The sequence below is a fragment of the Geobacter sp. genome (assembly GCF_030834625.1).
Taxonomy (GTDB): Bacteria; Desulfobacterota; Desulfuromonadia; order Geobacterales; family Geobacteraceae; genus Geobacter.
The window spans coordinates 1-20,933 of the sequence record NZ_JAUQXO010000029.1 but is presented as its reverse complement, the minus strand read 5'-3'; the positions used below and the strand labels follow the sequence as shown (position 1 = coordinate 20,933).

Genomic DNA, 20,933 nt, shown 5'->3' with positions numbered 1-20,933 from the left:
AACCCTGTGCACGAGGATCAACCCCATGAATACTTCCGCTCAATGGATAGCCAAGGCTGACAAATACATCATGAAGACCTACGGCCGGTATCCCCTGGTGCCGGTGCGGGGCGAAGGGTGCGTCCTCTGGGATGCCGACGGCAAGCGCTACCTGGATTTTCTCGCCGGCGTGGCGGTGAACAACCTGGGGCACTGCCATCCCAAGGTGGTAGCGGCCCTCCAGAAGCAGGCCGCCGAGATGATCCACTGCTCCAACTATTACCACATCCCGAACCAGATCGAGCTGGCCGAGCTCCTCTGCGCCCACTCCTTCGCCGACAAGGCCTTTTTCTGCAACAGCGGCGCCGAGGCCAACGAGGCGGCCATCAAACTGGCCCGCAAGTACGCCCGGGAGAAGACCGGCGACGCCGAGCGCTACGGGATCATCACGGCAATTGCCTCCTTCCACGGCCGGACCATGGCCACCATCTCCGCCACCGGCCAGGAGAAGGTGCAGAAGTTCTTTGACCCGCTCCTCCACGGCTTCACCTACGTCCCGTTCAATGATGCCGACGCCCTGGAAGCTGCTGTCACCCCTCAGACCTGCGCGGTGATGCTGGAGCCGATCCAGGGGGAGGGGGGCGTGGTGGTCCCCTCCGCCGACTACTTCCGCAAGGTGCGGGAGATCTGTGATCGCCACGGCCTCCTCCTCATCTTCGACGAGGTGCAGGTGGGGATCGGCCGGACCGGCAAGCTCTTCGCCCACGAGCACTTCGACGCGGTCCCCGACATCATGACCTTGGCCAAGGCCCTGGCCGGCGGCGCCCCCATCGGCGCCATGCTGGCGAAGGATGAGATCGCCGCCTCCTTTTCCCCCGGCACCCACGGCTCTACCTTCGGGGGGAACCCCCTGGTCACCGCCGCCGGCGTCGCCGCCATCCGGGCGGTGCTGGAGGAGGGGCTCCTGAACCGGGCCGAGGAGATGGGTGAGTACCTCACGGGCGAGCTGGAGCGGCTCAAGGAGAAGTATTCCTTCATCACCGACGTGCGGGGGATCGGCCTCATGATCGGCATGGAGCTCTCCGTTCCGGCCGGGGACATCGTGGTCAAGGGGCTTGAGCGGGGCGTTCTCCTCAACGTGGCCCAGGACCGGGTGCTCCGGTTCGTGCCCCCCCTGGTGGTGACCAAGCAGGAAGTGAATGAAATGATCGCCGTCCTCGACGGCATTCTGGAGGAGATGACGCAATGACCCGGCACTTTCTGGCCCTCAATCAGTACACCAAAGAGGAGCTCGACGGACTCTTCATCCTCACGCGGGAGCTGAAGGACAACCAGAAGCAGGGGATACCCCATCGGCTTCTGGAGGGGAAAAGCGTTGCCCTCATCTTCGAGAAGTCGTCCACCCGGACCCGCGTTTCCTTCGAGGTGGGGGTCTTTCAGCTTGGCGCTCACCCTCTCTTCATCTCCTCGGGAACGTCCCAGATGGGGCGGGGCGAGCCCATCAAGGACACGGCCCGCGTCATGGCCCGCTACTGCGACGGCGTCATGATCCGCACCTACGGCCAGGAGATCGTGGAGGAGTTCGCCCGGTTTTCTTCCGTGCCGGTCATCAACGGCCTCACCGACCTCTTCCACCCCTGCCAGATCATGGCCGACCTCTTCACGGTCATGGAGCACAAGGGAACGTACGAGGGTCTGAAATTCGCCTGGGTCGGCGACGGCAACAACATGGCCAACACCTGGATCGAGGCCGCCGCCATCCTCGGCTTCGACCTGACCTTGGCCTGCCCCACCGGGTATGAGCCCGACCGGCACGTCTGGGACTGGGCACAGAAGAACGCTACGTCAAGCATTACCATTACGGAAGATCCGGAGGAGGCCGTGCGCGACGCCGACGTCATCAATACCGACGTCTGGGCCAGCATGGGGCAGGAGCGGGAGCAGAAGGAGCGCGAAGTGGCGTTCCAGGGCTACTGCCTCGACGATGCCCTGGTTTCCCTGGCAAAGCCCGACTGCATGGTTCTCCACTGCCTCCCTGCCCACCGGGGGGAGGAGATCACCGACAGCGTCATCGAAGGCCCCCGCTCCGCCGTCTGGGACGAGGCCGAGAACCGGCTCCACGTACAGAAAGCAATCATGGCTTCATTGATGAAGTAACTGACTTTATCCTATCCAAAGGAGATCCACATGGCCAAAGCGCACAAAGACGTGAAGAAGATCGTCCTCGCCTACTCGGGCGGGCTCGACACATCCATCATCCTCAAGTGGCTCAAGAACGAGTACGGCTGCGAGGTCATCGCCTTCTCGGCTGACCTGGGCCAAGGCGACGAGCTGGCGCCGATCCGTGACAAGGCCTTTGCCACCGGCGCCGACAAGGTCTACATCGACGACCTGAAGGAAGAGTTCGTCAAGGACTTCGTCTTCCCCATGTTCCGCGCCAACGCCATCTACGAGGGACACTACCTCCTCGGCACCTCCATCGCCCGCCCCCTCATCGCCAAGCGGCAGATGGAGATTGCGAAGATCGAGGGTGCCGACGCCGTCTCCCACGGCGCCACGGGCAAGGGGAACGATCAGGTCCGCTTCGAGCTGGCCTACTACCACTTCGACCCGGCCATCACCGTGGTGGCCCCGTGGCGGGACTGGAAGCTGAACAGCCGCCAGGCCCTCGTGAACTACGCCAGGAAGAACGGTATCCCGATCCCCGTCACCAAGAAGCGCCCCTGGTCCTCGGACCGCAACATGCTCCACATCTCTTTCGAGGGAGGCATCCTGGAGGACACCTGGGCCGAGCCCCCCGAGAACATGTACGTCCTGACCAAGGCGCCGGAGAAGGCCCCCAACAAGCCCCAGTTCGTGGAGATCGAGTTCAAGAACGGCAACGCCGTGGCCGTTGACGGTGAGAAGATGAGCCCGGCCCAGCTCCTGGCCCACCTGAACTACATCGGTGGCGAACACGGCATCGGCCGGGTGGATCTCCTGGAGAACCGCTCCGTCGGCATGAAGTCCCGGGGTGTGTACGAAACCCCCGGCGGCACCATCCTGCGCGAGGCCCACTCGGCCGTGGAGCAGATCACCATGGATCGGGAGGTGATGCGGATCCGCGACTCCCTCATCCCCGAGTACGCACGCCAGGTCTATGCCGGCTACTGGTTCTCCCCGGAGCGGGAGATGCTCCAGACCCTCATTGACGACTCCCAGAAGTGCGTGAACGGCGTGGCCCGGGTGAAGCTCTACAAGGGGCACTGCCGCACCGTGGGGCGCAAGTCCGAGACCAACTCCCTCTTCAACCTGGACTTCGCCACCTTCGAGAAGGATCAGGTCTTCAACCAGGCCGACGCCACCGGGTTCATCAAGATCAACTCCCTGCGGCTGCGGATCAGGTCGCTCATGCAGGGGAAGAAGTAGAAAACGCGCCTTTTCCGCACTCTCTGAATCATGACATCAGGGACACGGTTTGCCGTGTCCCTTTGCATATCCCATGGCCGACAAGACATTCAAGAAAGACCACATCGTCACCTCCGTCGTCGCAGTCATAGTCGACAGCGACGGTCAGGTGCTCCTCACCAAGCGGAACGTGAACCCCTTCAAGGGTGAATGGGTCATGCCCGGGGGAAAGATCGACCTGGGTGAGCCGATCATCGCGGCCCTCCAGCGTGAGGTGATGGAGGAGGTGGGACTCCAGGTGGAGGTGGACAGCCTCATCGACGTCTTCGAGCACGTGACGCCGGGGGAGGACAACTATCACTTCATCATCCTCTTCTACCTCTGCCGTCCCCTCTACTGCGACATCGACCACAACCGCGACGAGGTGGAGGAGGCCCGCTGGGTTCCCCGGGGCGAGTTGGCTGGCTACCAAATGCCGCAGGGGACCCGCTTCATCCTCGGCAGACTCTTCCCGGAACTCTGTAGCTGCGAGACGTGACAAGGTCCCCATGGTCCAGATCATCGACAAGAAGGTGAATCTCGAATACCCGCTGGGGCATCACCTCCACTGCATGATCGCCCAGGTGCCGAACCACCTGCGGCGGGCGGAGAAGGGGTTCGCCATCGTTGAGCCCGACCGCCAGTGGGAGATGATCCGGTCGATCCTCGACCTGGTGGCTGAGGGGGAGGGGAACCTGAAGAAGCTTCACTTCCTCATGTTTCCCGAGACCCATGTTCCCGTGGCCCGCTTCGACGAGATGCTCGCCTTTATCGACGGGCGCTTTCGCCCCAGCACCGTCACCATGTTCGGCGTGGAGCACGTGAGCCTCAAGAGCTACCGGGAAATGCTGGAGCGTTTCCGGGAAGACAACGCCGAGGCCATCGAACTGGTGGACCGGGACATCGATTCGGGCGACGTGCTGGAGATGCCGGTGAACTGGTGCTGCGTGGCGGTTAAAGAGGCGACGGGGAAACTCCGGGTCTTCCTTGAGGCGAAATCGCACCCCTTCCACGGCGAGGAGTTCCTGGACAAGTTCCACGACCTCTACCGGGGGCGCCACTTCTACCTCTTCCGGAGCCGCCCCTCCTGCTTCAACTTCATGGTTCTGATCTGTCTCGACTACCTCTACCGCGACCTCTACAGCTCCAACATCAGGCAGATCATCGACCACGCGAACCAGCTCTACTTCAGCACCCGCCAGACCCTGGACACCATCTTCGTGGTTCAGTGCAACCCGAAGCCGGAGCACCGGGCCTACCGGGACGTCCTCTCGGGGTTCTACGGCGAGTACCTGGAGGATACGCCGGGGGTGCGGGAGACGGTAACCGTCTTCGGTAACACCTCAGACGAAACCCGGATCGTAGATGCCCCTGGGGACCGGGTGTTCGGCAACTCCTCCGTCGTCATCAACCGGACCCACCGCCTGGCCTCGGTGCAACTCTCCGAGTTCGCTACCGACGATTTTGACGGCGCGCCGGTCTGCCGGCTCCGGTTCGGCACGGGGACCCGGCTTTACTACTTCAACCTGCCGCTCCACCACGAGATCGACCCACGCACCACACGGGTCCCCCTGAAAGTGCACACGATCATGCGCTGGTCCCAGGACGGCGGATGGGTGCGGGTGAGTGGAGACGAAATGGTGGCAGGATTCGAAATCGGGCAGGACGTATAACGGCTGATACGTAGGGGCGAATCTTGTATTCGCCCGACATCAAGGTATCAGGGCGATCACAAGGATCGCCCCTACAATGAACGGACATTCGGGAGACAACCATGGCACACGAAAAACTCTGGGGCGGCCGCTTTTCCGAGCCGACCGATAAATTCGTCGAGGAGTTCACCGCCTCCATCGACTTCGACAAGCGGCTCTATCACCAGGATATCCGGGGCTCCATCGCCCACGCGCGGATGCTGGGCAAGCAGGGAATCCTCCCCATGGCCGAGGTGGAGAAGATCGTGACCGGTCTCCAGGAGGTCCTCATCCGGATCGAGGCCGGGAAGTTCGACTTCTCCGTGGCCCTTGAAGACATCCACATGAACATCGAGGCGCGCCTCACGGAGAAGATCGGCGAGGCCGGCAAGCGGCTCCACACCGGCCGCTCCCGCAACGACCAGGTGGCCCTCGACATCCGCCTCTACCTCCGGGACGAGATCGTGGAGATCTCCGCCTACCTGGACATGCTGGTGGATTCCCTCATCCACCAGGCGGAAACCAATCTCGGCGTCATCATGCCGGGATACACCCATCTCCAGACCGCCCAGCCGATCCTCTACTCCCACCACATGATGGCCTACGTGGAGATGTTCACCCGGGACAAGGGTCGGATGGAGGACTGCCTGCGGCGGATGAATGTGCTTCCTCTGGGGGCCGGAGCCCTGGCCGGGACCACTTTCCCCATCGACCGGGAGCACGTGGCCGAGCTCCTGGACTTCCCCCAGGTGACCCGCAACTCCCTCGACTCGGTCTCGGACCGGGACTTCGCCCTGGAGTTCATGGCCGCCTCGTCGATCCTCATGATGCACCTTTCCCGCTTTTCCGAGGAGCTGATCCTCTGGTCCACCAGCGAATTCAAGTTCGTGGAGCTGACCGACTCCTTCTGCACCGGCTCCTCCATCATGCCCCAAAAGAAGAACCCGGACGTGCCGGAGCTCGTCCGGGGCAAGACCGGCCGGGTCTACGGCAACCTCATGGCGCTCCTCACGGTCATGAAGGCCCTGCCGCTGGCCTACAACAAGGACATGCAGGAGGACAAGGAGCCCCTCTTCGACACCATCGACACCGTGAAGGGGAGCCTCAAGATCTTCGCCGACATGGTGCGGGAGATGCGGATCAACACCGGGAACATGCGGGCCGCGGCCGCCAAGGGGTTCTCCACCGCCACCGACGTGGCCGACTATCTCGTCCGCAAGGGGATGCCGTTCCGCGACGCCCACGAGGTGGTGGGGAAGACCGTGGCCTACTGCATCGCCAACGGCAAGGACCTTCCCGACCTGACCCTGGAGGAGTGGCAAGGGTTCTCGGACAAGATTGGCGAGGACATCTTCGACTCCATCACCCTGGAGGCGTCGGTGAACGCCCGGGCCGCCACCGGCGGCACCGCCCTGGAGCGGGTGAAGGCGGAGATCGAGCGGGCCAAGGCGGGACGATGATGGCGTAGGGGCGAGGCATGCCTCGTCCTCGGGTTGGTGGTATTTCAAGGGCGAGCCATGCTTCGCCCCTACGGACGGACAGATGAAAGCAAAATATCTTGTTCTTATCGGGTTTCTCCTCCTCTCCGCCTGCGGCAAGAAGGGGCCGCTGGTCCCCCCCGAAAGCTTTGTGCCGGCCCCGGTCAGCGCCCTGTCGGTGGAGCAGAAGGAGGATGCGTTCTACCTCTCCTGGCCCGCGCCCGGCAAGGATGCAGGGGGGCGGCCGCTGGAGGGACTGGCCGGCTTCAGGGTCTACCGCCGGCCGGTGCTCCCCCCCGATCAGGACTGTGAGGAGTGCCCCACCGCCTATACCCTCATCAAGACCGTTGACCTCGAATATCTCCAGGACGTGCGGTTCTTCAACGGTCGCTACGTTCTTGCCGACCGGGACGTGACCAACGGCGCGATCTACCAGTACAAGGTGATCTCCTTCAAGAAGGACGGCACCGAGAGCAGCGCCTCCAACCGGGCCCGCCGCACCAAGGTTGCGGCCCCGCCCGCCCCTCGCCTCGCCGCCACGGCCAGCGCCACCGGCGTGGTCCTCCAGTGGGAAATCCCTTCGATCACCGCCGGCACGGCCGTCGGCGCCTACGTCTATCGCCGGCGCGGCGACGACGTCGGCACCCTTGTCCTCCTCACCCCAACGCCGATCAGCGATCGGCAGTATGAAGACCTACGCCTGGAGCGGGGCGCCGCCTATGTCTACACGGTGCGGGCGGTCGTTGACGTCGACGGCCAGCTCGTGGAGGGTGCCGTTTCCAACGAGGCGCAGGGAAAGCTGGCCGATCCGGAATAGCTGCAATCTTCGAAGACTCCTGATAGGCCGGTAAGCCTCTAATCTTTTGACTTTTTACCGCCTCCCATGATACAAATACCCACTTTTATTTACGCCGTGGCGATGAGACACTTTTTTATAAACGGAGGAAGTCATGAATCACTTTCAGTACAAGGGTAACGAGCTCTTTGCCGAGGATGTTTCCCTCAAGGAGATCGTCGCCAAGGTGGGGAGTCCGGTCTACGTTTACTCCCACGCAACCCTGACCCGTCATTTCAACGCCTTTGACGAGGCCTTTGCCGGCGTACCCCATACCATCTGCTACTCGGTCAAGGCCAACTCCACCCAGTCGGTGCTCAAGACCTTCGTCAACCTGGGCGGCGGCGTCGACATCGTCTCCGGCGGTGAGCTCTTCCGTGCCCTCAAGGCCGGCGTTGACCCGAAGAAGGTGGTCTACTCCGGCGTCGGCAAGAAGGACGACGAGATCGAGTACGCCCTGAACACCGGCATCCTCATGTTCAACGTGGAGTCGGAGCAGGAGCTGACCCGCATCTCCGAGATCGCTTCACGTATGGGTAAGAAGGCCGGCATCGCCATCCGGGTGAACCCCGACGTGGACCCTGGCACCCACCCCTACATCACCACCGGCCTCAAGAACGCCAAGTTCGGCATCACCATCGACCGGGCCATGGAAGAGTATGCGCGGGCCAAGACCCTGCCGGGGATCGACGTCATCGGCATCGACATGCACATCGGCTCCCAGCTGACCAAGGTCAACCCCTTCGTGGACTCCATCGAGAAGCTGAAGGTGATGATCGGCAAGCTCCGCAGCCAGGGGATCGACCTCAAGTACTTCGACTGCGGCGGCGGCCTCGGCATCCAGTACAACGCCGAAGAACCCCCCCTGCCGGCCGACTACGGCAAGGAGATCGTTGCCGCGACGAAAGATCTGGGGATGCACCTGGTCTTCGAACCAGGGCGCAACCTGGTGGGGAATGCCGGCATCCTGGTGGCCAAGACCCTCTACACCAAAGCCCGTGACGAAAAGAACTTCATCATGATCGACGCCGGCATGAACGACCTGGCCCGGCCGGCCCTCTACGACTCCTACCACGGGGTCCAGGCGGTCACCAAAGACCAGGACGGCATGATCGTCGCCGACATCGTGGGCCCCATCTGCGAGTCGGGCGACTTCCTGGTCAAGGGGCGCGAGGTGCCGATGTTCAGGCAGGGCGACCTGGTGGCCTTCATGTCCGCCGGCGCCTACGGTTTCGCCATGTCCAGTTCCTACAACAGTCGGCCGCGAGTGGCCGAGGTGATGGTAAAGGGGGACACGTTCGAAGTGGTCCGCGAGCGCGAGACCGTCGAAGAACTGGTCAAAGGCGAGAGAATCGCGTCGTTTCTGTAACCCATAACCCAGATTCATATACCTCTGAAGGAGGAACGAATTATGTTCAAGGGAAGCATTGTCGCAATCGTCACCCCGTTCACTAACGGCGCGGTCGACTTCGAGAAGCTCCGGGAGCTCGTGGAATTCCAGATTGCCAACGGCACCGACGCCATCGTCCCCTGCGGCACCACCGGCGAGGCGTCGACGCTGGACTACGACGAGCACATGGACGTGGTGAAGACTGTCATTAACCAGGTCAACAAGAGGGTTCCGGTCATCGCCGGCACCGGCTCCAACTCCACCCAGGAGGCCATCGAGCTTTCCCAGAAGGCGAAAGAGGCCGGGGCCGACGGCGTGCTGCTGGTGACCCCGTACTACAACAAGCCGACCCAGGAAGGCATGTACCAGCACTTCCGCCATATCGCCGAAGCCGTTGCGATCCCGCAGATCCTCTACAACGTACCGGGCCGCACCTCCTGCGACATGCTTCCGGAGACCGTCGAGCGCCTGTCCAAGGTGCCGAACATCATCGGCATCAAGGAGGCCACCGGCGACCTGCAACGCGCCAAGGAAGTCATCGAGCGCGTCGGCAAGGACTTCCTCGTCTATTCCGGCGACGACGCCACTGCCGTCGAGCTGATGCTGCTGGGTGGCAAGGGCAACATCTCGGTGACCGCCAACGTCGCGCCGCGCGCCATGAGCGACCTGTGCGCCGCCGCCATGCGCGGCGACGCCGCTGCCGCGCGCGCCATCAACGACCGCCTGATGCCGCTGCACAAGGCGTTGTTCATCGAATCCAACCCCATTCCGGTGAAGTGGGCCCTGCATGAGATGGGTCTGATCCCCGAGGGCATCCGCCTGCCCCTGACCTGGCTCAGCCCGCGTTGCCACGAGCCGCTGCGTCAGGCCATGCGCCAGACCGGCGTATTGGCTTGATCAAGGAGCTCCACGCAATGAAGCGACTGGCTGGACTGACCGCCCTCGCCCTGGTTATCGGCAACACTTCCGGCTGCGGCTGGCTGTGGGGGCCGGAGGGCTATTTCCGCGACCGCGGTGACGACTACCTCGGCGCCCGCGAAACGCCTCCCATGCAATTGCCCGAAGGGGTGCACAGCAAGCCGCTCGATCCGCTGCTGCCGATTCCGCTGAACGTCGCCACCACCCACGAAAAAGAGGGTGAGTACGAGGTTCCGCGTCCGCAGCCGCTGGCCAACGCCGGCGACATCAGCGACTACAGCCTGCAGCGCAGCGGTGATAGCCGCTGGGTCGTGGCCCAGCGTCCGCCGGCGGAGGTCTGGCCGGTGGCCCGGCAGTTCTTCGAGGAGAACGGTTTCCGCATCGCCGACGAGCGCCCGCAGACCGGCGAGTTCAGTTCCGACTGGCAATCGCTGTCGCAGCTTTCCGCACCGCTGGCACGCCGCCTTAGCAGCCGCGTGAGCGGTGTCGAGCCGGACGGCCAGGCACGGGTTCGGGTGCGTATCGAGCCCGGCGTGCAAAGCAATACCAGCGAGGTCTACGTGCTCAGCCAGACCCGCGCCGCCGGTGACACCAGCAGCCCGAGCTGGCCGAGCAAGTCGGTGGCGCCGAGCCTCGACGCGGCGCTGCTCGACGAGATGGTCGCGAGCATGGCGCGCAGCGCCGAGCAGGGCGGCTCGGTCTCCCTGCTGGCAGCCAACTCGATCTACGACACGCCCGGCACCTTCGAGTTGAGCAAGGACGGCAGCGGCAACCCGGTGCTGACCTTGCAATCCGACTTCGACCGCTCCTGGGTCAGCGTCGGGCGTGCCCTGGATAACGCCGATATCCGCGTCGACGACCTCAACCGCAGCCTTGGCGTGTACTACGTGAACATCGCCGAAGGGGCGAAGAAGCCCGACGAAGACAAGCCCGGGTTCTTCAGTCGCCTGTTCGGCGGCGGCGAGAAGACCAAGGAAGAGGAAGACGCCAAGGCGCAGCGCTACCAGGTCCGCCTGACCACCGTCAGCGACGCCGTGCAGGTCACCGTCGACAAGGACATCAACACCTCTGCGCCGGCCGATGTCGCGCAAAACGTACTGGAAAAACTCCAGGAGAGCATGCGCAATGCGGTTCGCGGTTCTGGGCAGCGGAAGCCGGGGCAATTCGGCCTTGGTGAGCAGTTCTGACACCCGGATACTGATCGATTGCGGCTTCCCGCTGCGTGAAATCATCAAGCGTCTGGCGCGCCTGGGGCTGAGCCCCGCGCAGCTGGACGCGATCCTGGTCACGCACGAACACGCCGATCACATCCATGGCGTCGAACTGCTGGCGCGGCATTACCAAATCCCGGTCTATCTCAGTGCGGGTACCCTGAGCGGCATGCGCCGCCCGGTGCACCCCGCCGAGCTGTTGAGGGCCGGCCAGCGCCTGGCGATCCGCGGGCTGGAAGTGCAGGTGGTTGGCGTCTCGCACGACGCCCGCGAGCCTACCCAGTTCGTGCTGTCCGACGGGCAGCGGCGCTTCGGCATGCTCACCGATCTGGGAATGGCCACGGCCGAGGTGCTGGAGTGCTATCGTGCGGTGGATGCTCTGGTGGTCGAGGCCAACCACGACAGCACGATGCTTGCCGGTGGCCCGTATCCCTATTTTCTCAAGGCCCGCGTAGGCGGTTCGCGAGGGCACTTGAACAACCATCAGTCCGCAGAGCTGGTGAAGCAGCTGGATTGGGGCCGCATGCAGCACCTGGTGCTGGCCCATCTCAGCGAAAAGAACAACTCGCCGCAGCTGGCCCGGCAAACCTTCGTCGACACCCTCGGGTGCGATCCGGGCTGGCTGCAGGTGGCCGATCAGCATTCAGGCCTGGATTGGCGCGAGATCGCCTAGGCCCTATTACCCGTAAGCGGAGCCCATCATGGAAAAACGCGAAGAACTCTACCGCGGCAAAGCCAAGTCGGTTTACCAGACCGACGATGCCGATCGTCTCATCCTGCTGTTCCGCAACGACACCTCCGCCTTCGACGGCAAGCGCATCGAACAGCTCGATCGCAAGGGCGCGGTGAACAACAAGTTCAACGCCTTCATCATGCAGAAGCTGGAAGCTGCCGGCATTCCGACCCAGTTCGACAAGCTGCTGTCGGATACCGAGTGCCTGGTGAAGAAGCTCGACATGATCCCGGTCGAGTGCGTGGTGCGCAATTTCGCCGCCGGTAGCCTGGTGCGTCGCCTCGGCGTGGAAGAGGGCATCGCCCTGACTCCTCCCACCTTCGAGTTGTTCCTGAAGAACGACGCCCTGGGCGATCCGTTCATCAACGAATCCCACGTCCAGGCCTTCGGCTGGGCCACTCCCGAGCAACTGGCGCAGATGAAGACCTATTCCTTCAAGGTCAATGAAGTGCTGAACAAGCTGTTCGACGACGCCGGTCTGCTGCTGGTGGACTTCAAGCTGGAGTTCGGCCTGTTCCATGGCCAGATCGTCCTCGGCGATGAGTTTAGCCCGGACGGCTGCCGTCTGTGGGACAAGGAAACCCGCAAGAAGATGGACAAGGACCGCTTCCGCCAGGGCCTCGGCGATGTGATCGAAGCCTACGAAGAGGTAGCCAAGCGCCTGGGCGTGCCGCTTTAACCTCCTAACGCGCGCAACCATCTGAAAGAACGCGAAAAAATCTTCAAGAAAGCTTCGCGTTCTTCGTACAAGCTGGTATCATGCGCGCCGCACGGAGAGATGCCGGAGTGGTCGAACGGGACGGATTCGAAATCCGTTGAGTCAGCAATGGCTCCTAGGGTTCAAATCCCTATCTCTCCGCCATTACATATGAGCAAAGCCCCTGGAATGCCTGGCGTTCCGGGGGCTTTGTCTTTTCTGGCGAGCGTTCGGGCATCCCCTCTGCCGGGCGGGCGAAAAAGCCGTGCCATGGTTTCGGGTGCCGGCCAGGTCGTGCAGCTTTCCTAGGAATGCTGCGGGCCCTTCCTTGGTTCTGCCCTTCCTTCTCCTCTGGGTGGTCGTCCCGCTCTGCCTGGGTTTCGTGGGTGCGCTGAGCGCGCATTTCTCCACCGCTTCCGATTTTCTGTCCTTCGGGCGCCGCGTCGGGCGACCTGCCGGTTTCGATGGTCGGTGCGGTTCTTCTTAGTATCCCGGCGCTTGAAGGCGCCGCGGATGTGTGGCCGAGCTGCATGGCACGGTTTCCCTCCGGCGGACAGCCAGGATATCGGTTTGTGCCGAGTCCCGGAGCCGGGGCTGGGGAGGAAGAAATGCGTCCGCTCGTTTCCGTCGTTTGCGCCTGTTTCAATATCTCGAAGTATCTGGACGAGGCGATCGCCAGCATCTACGCGCAGGGCTATCCCAATCTCGAGTTGATCGTGGTGGATGACGGATCCACGGACGACACCTATGAGCGTCTCGCCATGCTCCGCGAGCGTCACGGTTTCCAGCTCTACCGCCAGGCTAACCGAGGGGTGAGCGACGCGCTCAATCACGGTTTGCGTCATGCGCGGGGCGAGTTCGTGATGACTCCCGACCTGGACGACATTCTCCTGCCTGGAGCGCTCGACACGCGCGTCGACTACTTGCTTGCGCACCCCGAGGTCGGGTGCGTGGGCGGTTTCAATATCTGTATCGACAGTGCTGGTAACGAAGTGGCGCGAGACGGTTTCAGCGAGGGGTGTGTGGAGCGTTGGGGGTTCGATGCAGCATTGGCCGAGACCCTGGTGGTCATGCCGCTGACGGCGCTCTACCGCATGGAAGCGATGAAGCGGGCGGATTTCTTCGACCCGTTGATTCGCGTGCAGGATTTCCAGATCACCCTAAGGATCGCGGCGCAGGGCTATGAAATTCATCGACTGCCGGCCTACATGGGGCGTTATCGCCGGCATGGAAGCGGTCTGTCCGGCAGGTACAAGCTCAATTACGAGGCGGATATGCAAGCCATCGAGCCTTATCGGGCTCACCCGAATTATCGCCGGGCCCGGCAACTGATCCTGAACAAGGTACTGAAGAAGGCTGTTGTCCAGGATGGGCGATATGCCTGGCAGTTGTTCCGCTCGGTGCCGCTGCGAGCGTGGGACCGGGTGACGCTGAAGCGATTCTGGCGCTTTCTCCGTTATCTGCCGGTCCTCGGGTTGAAGGATGGTACCGGCGTCGAGGGTCGATGACGGCTGGCCGGCTAATCTTTCAATGGGTTGAATGCCATTTCAGGATTTCTCCTTCAGTGCCTCGCCCTGGGGAAATAGCGCGCGGCTCACGAAGCGCGCGGTATCCCGCAGGCTGGTGCCGATCCGTTCCAGGTCGTCGGGCTGGTGCTGGGCGCTGATGCCGATCGCGGAGATGGCGAAGCGCGGTTGTCCGTCGCGGTCGGTGATGGCGCTGGCGACCATGCTCACGCCGCGGTAGAGGTGTTCCTGGTCGATAGCCCAGCCGCGCTCGACGGCCTCGGACGCTTCGGCCTGGTAGCGCTCGAAGCTCGGCGGATTTTCCCAGCGCACGCGGGTCAGTCGGCGGCGCAGTTCGTCCTCCGGCAGTTCGCGCAGGCCGGCAATGCAACGCCCGGCGGCGCCGACCAGTTCCGGCAGGCGCGTGCCGACGGCGACGTTGACGTGGGCGACGGGCGGTGCGGCAAGGGCGATGACGCGGATGTGCGCATCGTCGGTGACTTGCCACAGGGCGATGAGGATGTGGTGGGCAAGGCTCAGTCGCTCCAGCTCTGGCTGGATCAGGTCGGCATAGCTGCGTCCGACGAATCCTACGGCCAGTTCCGACAGGCCAAGGCCCAGTTGGTAGGTCTTGCCCGCATCGTCGAAGGAGGTCAGCCGTTCGTTGCTCAGGGTGCGCAGGATATTGAAGGCGCTGCTCGGGCTGATGCCGGTGGCGCGAGCGATGGCGGCCACGCCTTGCGGTCCGTCGGCGTGGGCTAGGTGGCGAAGTATCTGAATGGCGTTCACTACCGCGCCGACATCTTTGCTGCTGGTGCCTTTGGTTGTGGCGTCCTTGGTCATTTTTCCTCTTTTCATTCAGTATTGTGATTGACATTCACGATAGTGAATATATTCTGGCCTTCCGGAACGTACAACCGGGGACGGAAGCAGTATCCGGTTCGGCGTCCAGCGCGATGCACTTTGCAGCAAAGGTCGACAAGAACAAAGGAGAAACCTCGTGGCAGATCTTCCCGATGGCAGTACTCCGGGACCTGAGGCGCAGTACCTTGCGTTTCTCGCCCAGGGCCGTTTCATGTTGCAGCGCAGCCGTTCCAGCGGTCGCCATGTGTTCTACCCGCGCCAGTTGGTGCCGGGTAGCGGCGAGACTGATCTCGAGTGGGTTCCCGCCAGCGGCCTGGGTACGCTCTACGCGATCACTGTCAATCGCTCCCGCGGCGGCAATCACAATGTCGCGCTGGTCGACCTGGACGAGGGCGTGCGCATGATGTCGCGGATCGACGGGCACCAGAGCCTGCCGATCGGCACCCGTGTGCAGGCGCGCATCGTCGAGCAGGACGGTGCCAATGTCGTGGTGTTCGTTCCCCACCAGGAGGGACGACCATGAGCGCGGCCATCCGTAGCAAGACCGCCATCGTCGGCATCGGTAGCGCCGGCGTCGGCGAGGCGCCGGGCTACAGCGCCATCGAACTGCTCGGCCAGGCGTCGCTCAAGGCCATTGCCGATGCCGGCCTGAAGCTTTCCGACATCGACGCGATCTTCGCCGCCACCAGCTCCCATGCCTTTCCCACCTTGTCGGTCGCCGAATACCTCGGCATCCGCCCGAAGTTCGTGGATGGCACCAATATCGGCGGCTCCAGTTTCGAGCTGCACCTGCTGCAGGCCACTTTGGCACTGGAGGCCGGTCTCTGCGACGCTGCGCTGATCTGCTACGGCTCCAACCAGCGAACCGCCGGCGGCCGCCTGGTATCGATGAGCGAGCCACAATGGCACGAGACGCCCTACAAGCCGCGCCACCCGATCACCGCCTATGCCCTGGCGGCCAGCCGGCACATGCACCAGTACGGCACCACACGCGAGCAGCTCGCCGAGGTGGCGGTCTCTGCCCGGCAATGGGCCAACCTGAATCCTGAGGCGTTCGCCCGCGGGCCGTTGAGCGTCGATGACGTCCTTGCCGCGCGGATGGTCAGCGACCCGCTGAGTGCCGCCGACTGCTGCCTGGTCACCGACGGCGGTGGCGCCTGCGTGGTAGTGCGCGCCGAGCGCGCCCGCGACTTGCCCAATGCGCCGGTGTACTTCCTTGGCGCGGCCGGAGCGCAGTGGCATCGCTCGATCGTGTCGATGCCCGACCTCACCGTGACGGCGGCCTCGGAAAGCGGTCCGCGAGCCATGCAGATGGCCGGTGTGCGGCACGCCGACATCGACCTGGTGATGCTCTACGACGCCTTTACCATCAACACCCTGCTGTTCCTCGAGGACCTGGGTTTCTGCGCCAAGGGCGAGGGCGGCCCATTCGTCCAGGGTGGACGCATCGCGCCCGGCGGCGAGCTGGCGGTGAACACCAACGGTGGCGGGCTGTCCTGCGTGCATCCGGGGATGTACGGGATGTTCCTGATCATCGAGGCGGTGACCCAGCTCCGCCGCCAGGCCGGCGAGCGGCAGTTGGCCAAGGCCGACGTGGCGTTGCTGCACGGCAACGGCGGCACGCTGTCCAGCCAGGTAACCGCGTTGCTCGGCACCGGCGACACGCTCTAGACCCCTGGCCGACAGGCCTTCCGGGCGCTGCCGTGGCGGCGTCCCGCGGGCGCGCTCGCCCGCGAGAAGGTTGTCGTGCCGGCCACAGACAAACGGATCAGGTGAACCCATGTCAGCGAACCACTCGCAACAGCTCATCGACGCTCCCCGTTTCGCCAGTCTTACTCCATTGATCGAACCACGCTCGGTCGCGGTGATCGGCGCCTCCAGCGACCCGACCCGCATCGGTGGCCGTCCCATCGCCTACATGCTGCGCCATGGCTATGCCGGGCAAATCCTCCCGGTCAATCCGAATCGTGCTGAAATCCAGGGGCTGCCGGCCTTCGCCAGCGTTGCGGAGCTGCCGCAGGCACCGGACGTGGCCATTGTCGCGGTGCCTGCGCCTCAGGTGCTGGAGACCGTCCGGGCGCTGGGCCGCCAGGGGGCGCGCAGTGCCATCGTGTTCTCTTCCGGATTCAGCGAGGTCGGCGAGGCCGGCGCGGCGATGCAGGATGCGGTGGTAGCCGCTGCCCGCGAGCACGGTATGCGCCTGCTCGGTCCGAATGCGCTGGGCGCGTTCAACAGTAACCTGGGTTATTACGCGTTCTTCTCCACCAGCCTGGAACGTGGCGTACCGCTGCCCGGCCGGGTAGGCATCGCCACCCAGTCCGGTGCCTACGGCGCGCACCTGCTCGGCATGGCGCGCCAGCGGCGCCTGGGAACCCCTATCTGCGTGGCCACCGGTAACGAGGCCGACGTCACCCTGGGCGACAGCATCGGTTGGCTGGTGGAGTCGCCGGAGATCGACGTGGTGATGGCCTACGCCGAATCCATCCGCAACGTCGACAGCTTCCTCGCCGCCCTGGAGGCAGCGCATCGCGCCGGCAAGCCGGTGATCCTGCACAAGGTCGGGCGCAGCGCCCTGGGTAGCCGCGCGGCGCTGTCCCACACCGCTTCGCTGGCCGGCGACGACAAGGTGCTGGACGCCGTGCTGGACGACTACGCGGTGATCCGCGCCAGGACCACCGAGGAACTGATGGACATCGCCTACCTCGCCACCCGGCGTATCTATCCGCTGGGCAACAGTCTCGGCATGATCACCGTCAGCGGCGGCGCCGGGATCATCGTCAGCGATGTCGCCGAGGAAGTCGGCCTGCCGATGCCGCCGATGCCGGACATGGCCCAGGAGCGGCTGAAGGCACGGCTGTCCTTCGCTTCGCCGATCAACCCGGTGGACTGCACCGCGCAGGCCCTGAACGACCTGACGCTGGTGCGCGACTTTACCGAGTCGATGGTGGTCGACGGTGGCTACCGTTCGCTGCTCGCCTTCTTCACCCAGGCCGGCACCGCCGCCTCCATCGGCGCGCGTCTGGCCGAGCAGTTCCGGCGGATCAAGGAGGCTCATCCCGAGCGTCTGTTCGTGGTCTCGGTGATGGGCGAGGGGGAGGAGCTGGCACCCTACGAGGAGGCCGGCTTCGCACTGTTCGAAGACCCCACCCGGGCGGTAGTGGCGATCCAGGCCATGGGGCGGCTCGGCGAAGCCTTCGCCCGGCCGTTGCGCCTGCGCCGGCCTGCCGGCGGGCTACAGTTGCCCGCCTCCACGCCCGGCGAAGCCGAGGCCAAGCGCCTGCTGGCGCGCGCCGGTATCGAGTCCGCCGCCGAGGCGGTGCTGGGCAGTGCCGAAGAGGCGGTTGCCTTCGCCGAGGGCATCGGATACCCGGTGGTGCTGAAGCTCGCCTCGGCGGACATCCAGCACAAGTCGGAAATCGGCGGCGTGCTGCTTGGCGTAAGCGATGCGGACGCGGTACGCGCCGGTTTCCAACTGCTCCTGCGCCGGGCCGCCGAGAAGGCGCCGCAGGCGCGTCTCGATGGCGTCCTGGTGGCGCGTCAGCTGCAGGGTGGGGTGGAGTGCTTCATGGGGATCCAGCGCGATCCGCTGTTCGGCCCGGTGGCGCTGTTCGGCCTGGGCGGGATCTTCGTCGAGGTGCTGCAGGACGTGGTGTTCCGCCGCTGCCCGTTCGAGGTCGACGAAGCCGAGGCGATGATCCGTAGCATCAGAGGCGCGCCGCTCCTGCTCGGCGCGCGTGGCCGGCCGCGGGCCGACGTCGCGGCGCTGGCACGGCTGCTGTCGAATCTCTCGCGGTTCGCCTGGGAGGCGGGAGAGCGCTTGCGCTCGGTGGACCTCAACCCGGTCATCGCCTTGCCGGAGGGCCAGGGCGCCTGGGCGGTGGATGCGGTGTTGGAAGTCGAGGAGGTGGCCGATGGCGCTCGATCCTGAGGTACTCCTGAACTACCCGATCCCCGAAGTACGCCAGCGCTACAGCCGGCGCGACAGCGCCTTCTACGCATTGACCCTCGGTCTGGGCGGCGACCCGCTGGACGAGCGCCAACTGGTCTACGTCGATCCGTGCCGCGATCTCCAGGCATTGCCGTGCATGGCCCTGGTGCTCGGTCATCCGGGCTTCTGGCTGGGCAATCCGGCGACTGGCGTGGACGCGCTGCGCCTGGTTCACGGCGAGCAGCGCCTGGAGTGGCGGCGGCCGTTGCCGGCGGAAGGCGAGGTGATCGGTCGGACCCGGGTCACCGGTCTGGTAGACAAGGGCGCCGACAAGGGCGCGCTGCTCTACAGCGAGAAGGTGCTCAGCGACGCGCTCAGCGGCGAGGTGCTGGCTGTCGCCCGCAGCACCACCTTCCTTCGTGGCGACGGCGGCTTCGGTGGTTCCCGGCAGGTGCCGGAAATGCCGCATCGCTTGCCTGAACGGACGCCCGACCTGCGACTCGACCTGCCGACCCGTCCGGAGCAGGCCCTGTACTACCGCCTCAACGGCGACGACAACCCGCTCCACGCGGAGCCCGCGGCAGCGCTGCGGGCCGGCTTCCCGCGGCCGATCCTGCATGGCCTGTGCACCCTCGGCGTGGCATTCCACGCGGTGTTGCGCGGGCTCGCCGACTACCGCGCGGAGCAACTGGGACATCTGCAGGTGCGTTTCTCGGCTCCGGTGTTTCCCGGCGAGACCTTGCGTACCGAGATGTGGAGCGACGGCTCGTTCCGCACTCGCGTCGTCGAGCGCGATGTGGTGGTGCTGGACAACGGCCGGGTAGGTCCGCCGCCAGAGCGGCCGGACTGAAGCGAAGGGCGGTGGCGCGAGGGAACGACCGTCGGGCTGCCGTGAAGATCAACCGAAATCCTGCTTGCGAGAACAAGAATAATGAATGCAACCGCGCTTTCCCCGAACCCGGCGCCGGCCATCTCCCGGCGCACCATGCTGATCGCCTTCGTCTTCTGCTTCCTCGGCCTGCTCGCCGACGGCGTCGACCTGATGTTCCTGGCCTACAGCCTCAACAGCCTGAAGGCCGAATTCGGCCTGAGCAACTTCGAAGCCGGCTCCCTCGGCAGCCTGACTCTCGCCGGCATGGCCGTCGGCGGTATCTATGGCGGCTGGTGCTGCGACCGCTTCGGCCGGGTGCGAGTGGTGACCTGGACCATCGTGCTGTTCTCCATCGGTACCGCGTTGCTGGGGCTGACCCAGAACTACTGGCAGTTCGCGCTGATCCGCTTCGTCGCCTCGCTCGGCCTCGGCTCGCTGTTCGTCGCCTGCAACATCCTGATGTCCGAGTGCGTCGGAACCAAGTACCGCACCACCATCCTCGCCGCCATGCAGGCCGGCTGGACCGTGGGCTACCTGGTGGCGACCCTGCTGGCGGGGCAGATCATCCCCGAGTTCGGCTGGCGCACCTTGTTCTTCACCGCCGTGGCGCCGGCGCTGGGCTGCCTGGCCCTGCGGCCCTGGGTGCCGGAGTCGCCGTCCTGGCTCGCGGCCCAGGCCGGGCGCCAGCGTCCCGGCGCGGCTCCGCAGAGCCACGCCGAGGCTGGCGGCGCCGGCCCGCTGGGACGGATGCTGGGCGATCCGGAAACGCGCGGCATGTTCCTGCTCTGGAGCCTCACCTCCTGCTTCCTGCTGTTCGGCTACTACGGCACCAACAACTGGATGCCGTCCTACCTGGAGAGCGAGTTGGGGATGAACTTCAAGTCGATGACCGGCTACATGGTCGGCACCTACAGCGCGATGATCCTCGGCAAGGTCGCCGCCGGTGTCTGCGCCGATCTTTTCGGCCGGCGCCTGACCTTCGCCGCCGGGGCCATCGGCAGCGCCGCCTTCATGCCGTTGATCGTGTTCTACCACTCGCCTTCCAACATCCTCTGGATCCTCATCACCTTCGGCTTCATCTACGGCGTTCCGGTCGGGGTGCTGGCCACCTACATGACCGAGAGCTTCTCCACCCGCGTCCGCGGCTCGGCGGTGGGCACCGCCTACAACCTGGGTCGTATCGGCGCGGCGGTGGCGCCCGCCGGCATCGGCCTGCTGGCCACCCACGTGTCGATCGGCGCGGGTTTCCTGGTGATGGGCATCACCTACGTGCTCACCGGGCTGATCCCGGCGCTGTTCATTGCGGACCGGCTCTACGACCCGAACCGCGAGTCCCGCGATGCCGAGAGCGCTTCCCGACGGCAAGCGCCGGGCAGTGCCGTGGATACCGCCGAGCGGCGCGCGGCC

At 64.6% G+C, this 20,933-nt stretch carries 19 protein-coding genes and 1 tRNA gene; 19 read left to right on the top strand and 1 reads right to left on the bottom strand.

Annotated features, from left to right (window positions below):
- Positions 1-25 precede the first annotated feature (25 nt).
- The 14 genes from RCH91_RS07850 to wapB all read left to right on the top strand — a co-directional run bounded on the left by RCH91_RS07850 (position 26) and on the right by wapB (position 13,866).
- Positions 26-1,228: an acetylornithine transaminase gene (locus tag RCH91_RS07850; protein ID WP_306534075.1), complete on the top strand. Its 1,203-nt coding sequence runs from the start codon at positions 26-28 to the stop codon at positions 1,226-1,228.
- Positions 1,225-2,136: an ornithine carbamoyltransferase gene (gene argF, locus RCH91_RS07845; protein ID WP_306534074.1), complete on the top strand. Its 912-nt coding sequence runs from the start codon at positions 1,225-1,227 to the stop codon at positions 2,134-2,136. Before RCH91_RS07850 ends, argF begins: the two co-directional genes overlap by 4 nt.
- A gap of 30 nt (positions 2,137-2,166) precedes the next feature.
- A complete protein-coding gene (locus RCH91_RS07840) occupies positions 2,167-3,387 on the top strand; it encodes an argininosuccinate synthase (RefSeq protein WP_306534073.1) in 1,221 nt (406 codons plus the stop codon).
- A gap of 73 nt (positions 3,388-3,460) precedes the next feature.
- Positions 3,461-3,904, top strand: coding sequence for an NUDIX domain-containing protein (locus RCH91_RS07835; RefSeq protein WP_306534072.1), 444 nt, complete (start codon positions 3,461-3,463; stop codon positions 3,902-3,904).
- Between the two features lie 10 nt (positions 3,905-3,914).
- A complete protein-coding gene (locus RCH91_RS07830; RefSeq protein ID WP_306534071.1) occupies positions 3,915-5,078 on the top strand; it encodes a hypothetical protein in 1,164 nt (387 codons plus the stop codon).
- Between the two features lie 101 nt (positions 5,079-5,179).
- Positions 5,180-6,556 carry an argininosuccinate lyase gene (gene argH, locus RCH91_RS07825; protein WP_306534070.1) on the top strand — a complete coding sequence of 459 codons (1,377 nt, stop codon included), beginning with the start codon at positions 5,180-5,182 and terminating at the stop codon, positions 6,554-6,556.
- A gap of 82 nt (positions 6,557-6,638) precedes the next feature.
- Positions 6,639-7,391, top strand: coding sequence for a fibronectin type III domain-containing protein (locus RCH91_RS07820; protein WP_306534069.1), 753 nt, complete (start codon positions 6,639-6,641; stop codon positions 7,389-7,391).
- Between the two features lie 133 nt (positions 7,392-7,524).
- Positions 7,525-8,778: a diaminopimelate decarboxylase gene (lysA, locus tag RCH91_RS07815; RefSeq protein ID WP_306534068.1), complete on the top strand. Its 1,254-nt coding sequence runs from the start codon at positions 7,525-7,527 to the stop codon at positions 8,776-8,778.
- Between the two features lie 42 nt (positions 8,779-8,820).
- Complete coding sequence (gene dapA, locus RCH91_RS07810; protein WP_306534067.1) at positions 8,821-9,696, top strand: 4-hydroxy-tetrahydrodipicolinate synthase; 876 nt, start codon at positions 8,821-8,823, stop codon at positions 9,694-9,696.
- Positions 9,697-9,713: 17 nt separating this feature from the next.
- Positions 9,714-10,904, top strand: a complete 1,191-nt coding sequence (gene bamC / locus RCH91_RS07805) for an outer membrane protein assembly factor BamC (RefSeq protein WP_003086271.1) — start codon at positions 9,714-9,716, stop codon at positions 10,902-10,904.
- Positions 10,843-11,601, top strand: a complete 759-nt coding sequence (locus tag RCH91_RS07800) for an MBL fold metallo-hydrolase (protein ID WP_003123205.1) — start codon at positions 10,843-10,845, stop codon at positions 11,599-11,601. Before bamC ends, RCH91_RS07800 begins: the two co-directional genes overlap by 62 nt.
- A gap of 28 nt (positions 11,602-11,629) precedes the next feature.
- The gene (gene purC, locus RCH91_RS07795) at positions 11,630-12,340 is read left to right on the top strand and encodes a phosphoribosylaminoimidazolesuccinocarboxamide synthase (RefSeq protein ID WP_003108622.1); all 711 of its coding nucleotides are present in this window, start codon (positions 11,630-11,632) and stop codon (positions 12,338-12,340) included.
- Between the two features lie 93 nt (positions 12,341-12,433).
- Positions 12,434-12,523: transfer RNA gene (locus tag RCH91_RS07790), tRNA-Ser, on the top strand.
- Between the two features lie 350 nt (positions 12,524-12,873).
- The gene (gene wapB / locus RCH91_RS07785; protein ID WP_073657354.1) at positions 12,874-13,866 is read left to right on the top strand and encodes a 1,2-glucosyltransferase WapB; all 993 of its coding nucleotides are present in this window, start codon (positions 12,874-12,876) and stop codon (positions 13,864-13,866) included.
- A gap of 39 nt (positions 13,867-13,905) precedes the next feature.
- On the opposite strand, the gene RCH91_RS07780 is transcribed toward wapB, so the two are convergent.
- Entirely contained in the window at positions 13,906-14,706 is an 801-nt protein-coding gene (locus RCH91_RS07780; protein WP_003108626.1) for an IclR family transcriptional regulator, read from the bottom strand.
- 157 nt (positions 14,707-14,863) lie between these two features.
- Here RCH91_RS07780 and RCH91_RS07775 point away from each other — a divergent pair, with 157 nt between their 5' ends.
- The 5 genes from RCH91_RS07775 to RCH91_RS07755 all read left to right on the top strand — a co-directional run.
- Positions 14,864-15,250 carry a Zn-ribbon domain-containing OB-fold protein gene (locus tag RCH91_RS07775; RefSeq protein ID WP_003086280.1) on the top strand — a complete coding sequence of 129 codons (387 nt, stop codon included), beginning with the start codon at positions 14,864-14,866 and terminating at the stop codon, positions 15,248-15,250.
- A complete protein-coding gene (locus tag RCH91_RS07770) occupies positions 15,247-16,398 on the top strand; it encodes a thiolase (protein ID WP_033995868.1) in 1,152 nt (383 codons plus the stop codon). Before RCH91_RS07775 ends, RCH91_RS07770 begins: the two co-directional genes overlap by 4 nt.
- A gap of 109 nt (positions 16,399-16,507) precedes the next feature.
- Entirely contained in the window at positions 16,508-18,655 is a 2,148-nt protein-coding gene (locus RCH91_RS07765) for an acetate--CoA ligase family protein (RefSeq protein ID WP_033995870.1), read from the top strand.
- Positions 18,639-19,505 (top strand): MaoC/PaaZ C-terminal domain-containing protein, encoded by an 867-nt coding sequence (locus RCH91_RS07760; RefSeq protein WP_003086287.1) that lies wholly within the window; start codon positions 18,639-18,641, stop codon positions 19,503-19,505. Before RCH91_RS07765 ends, RCH91_RS07760 begins: the two co-directional genes overlap by 17 nt.
- 81 nt (positions 19,506-19,586) lie before the next feature.
- A partial coding sequence (locus RCH91_RS07755; protein WP_306534066.1) for an MFS transporter occupies positions 19,587-20,933 on the top strand: 1,347 nt, incomplete at its 3' end.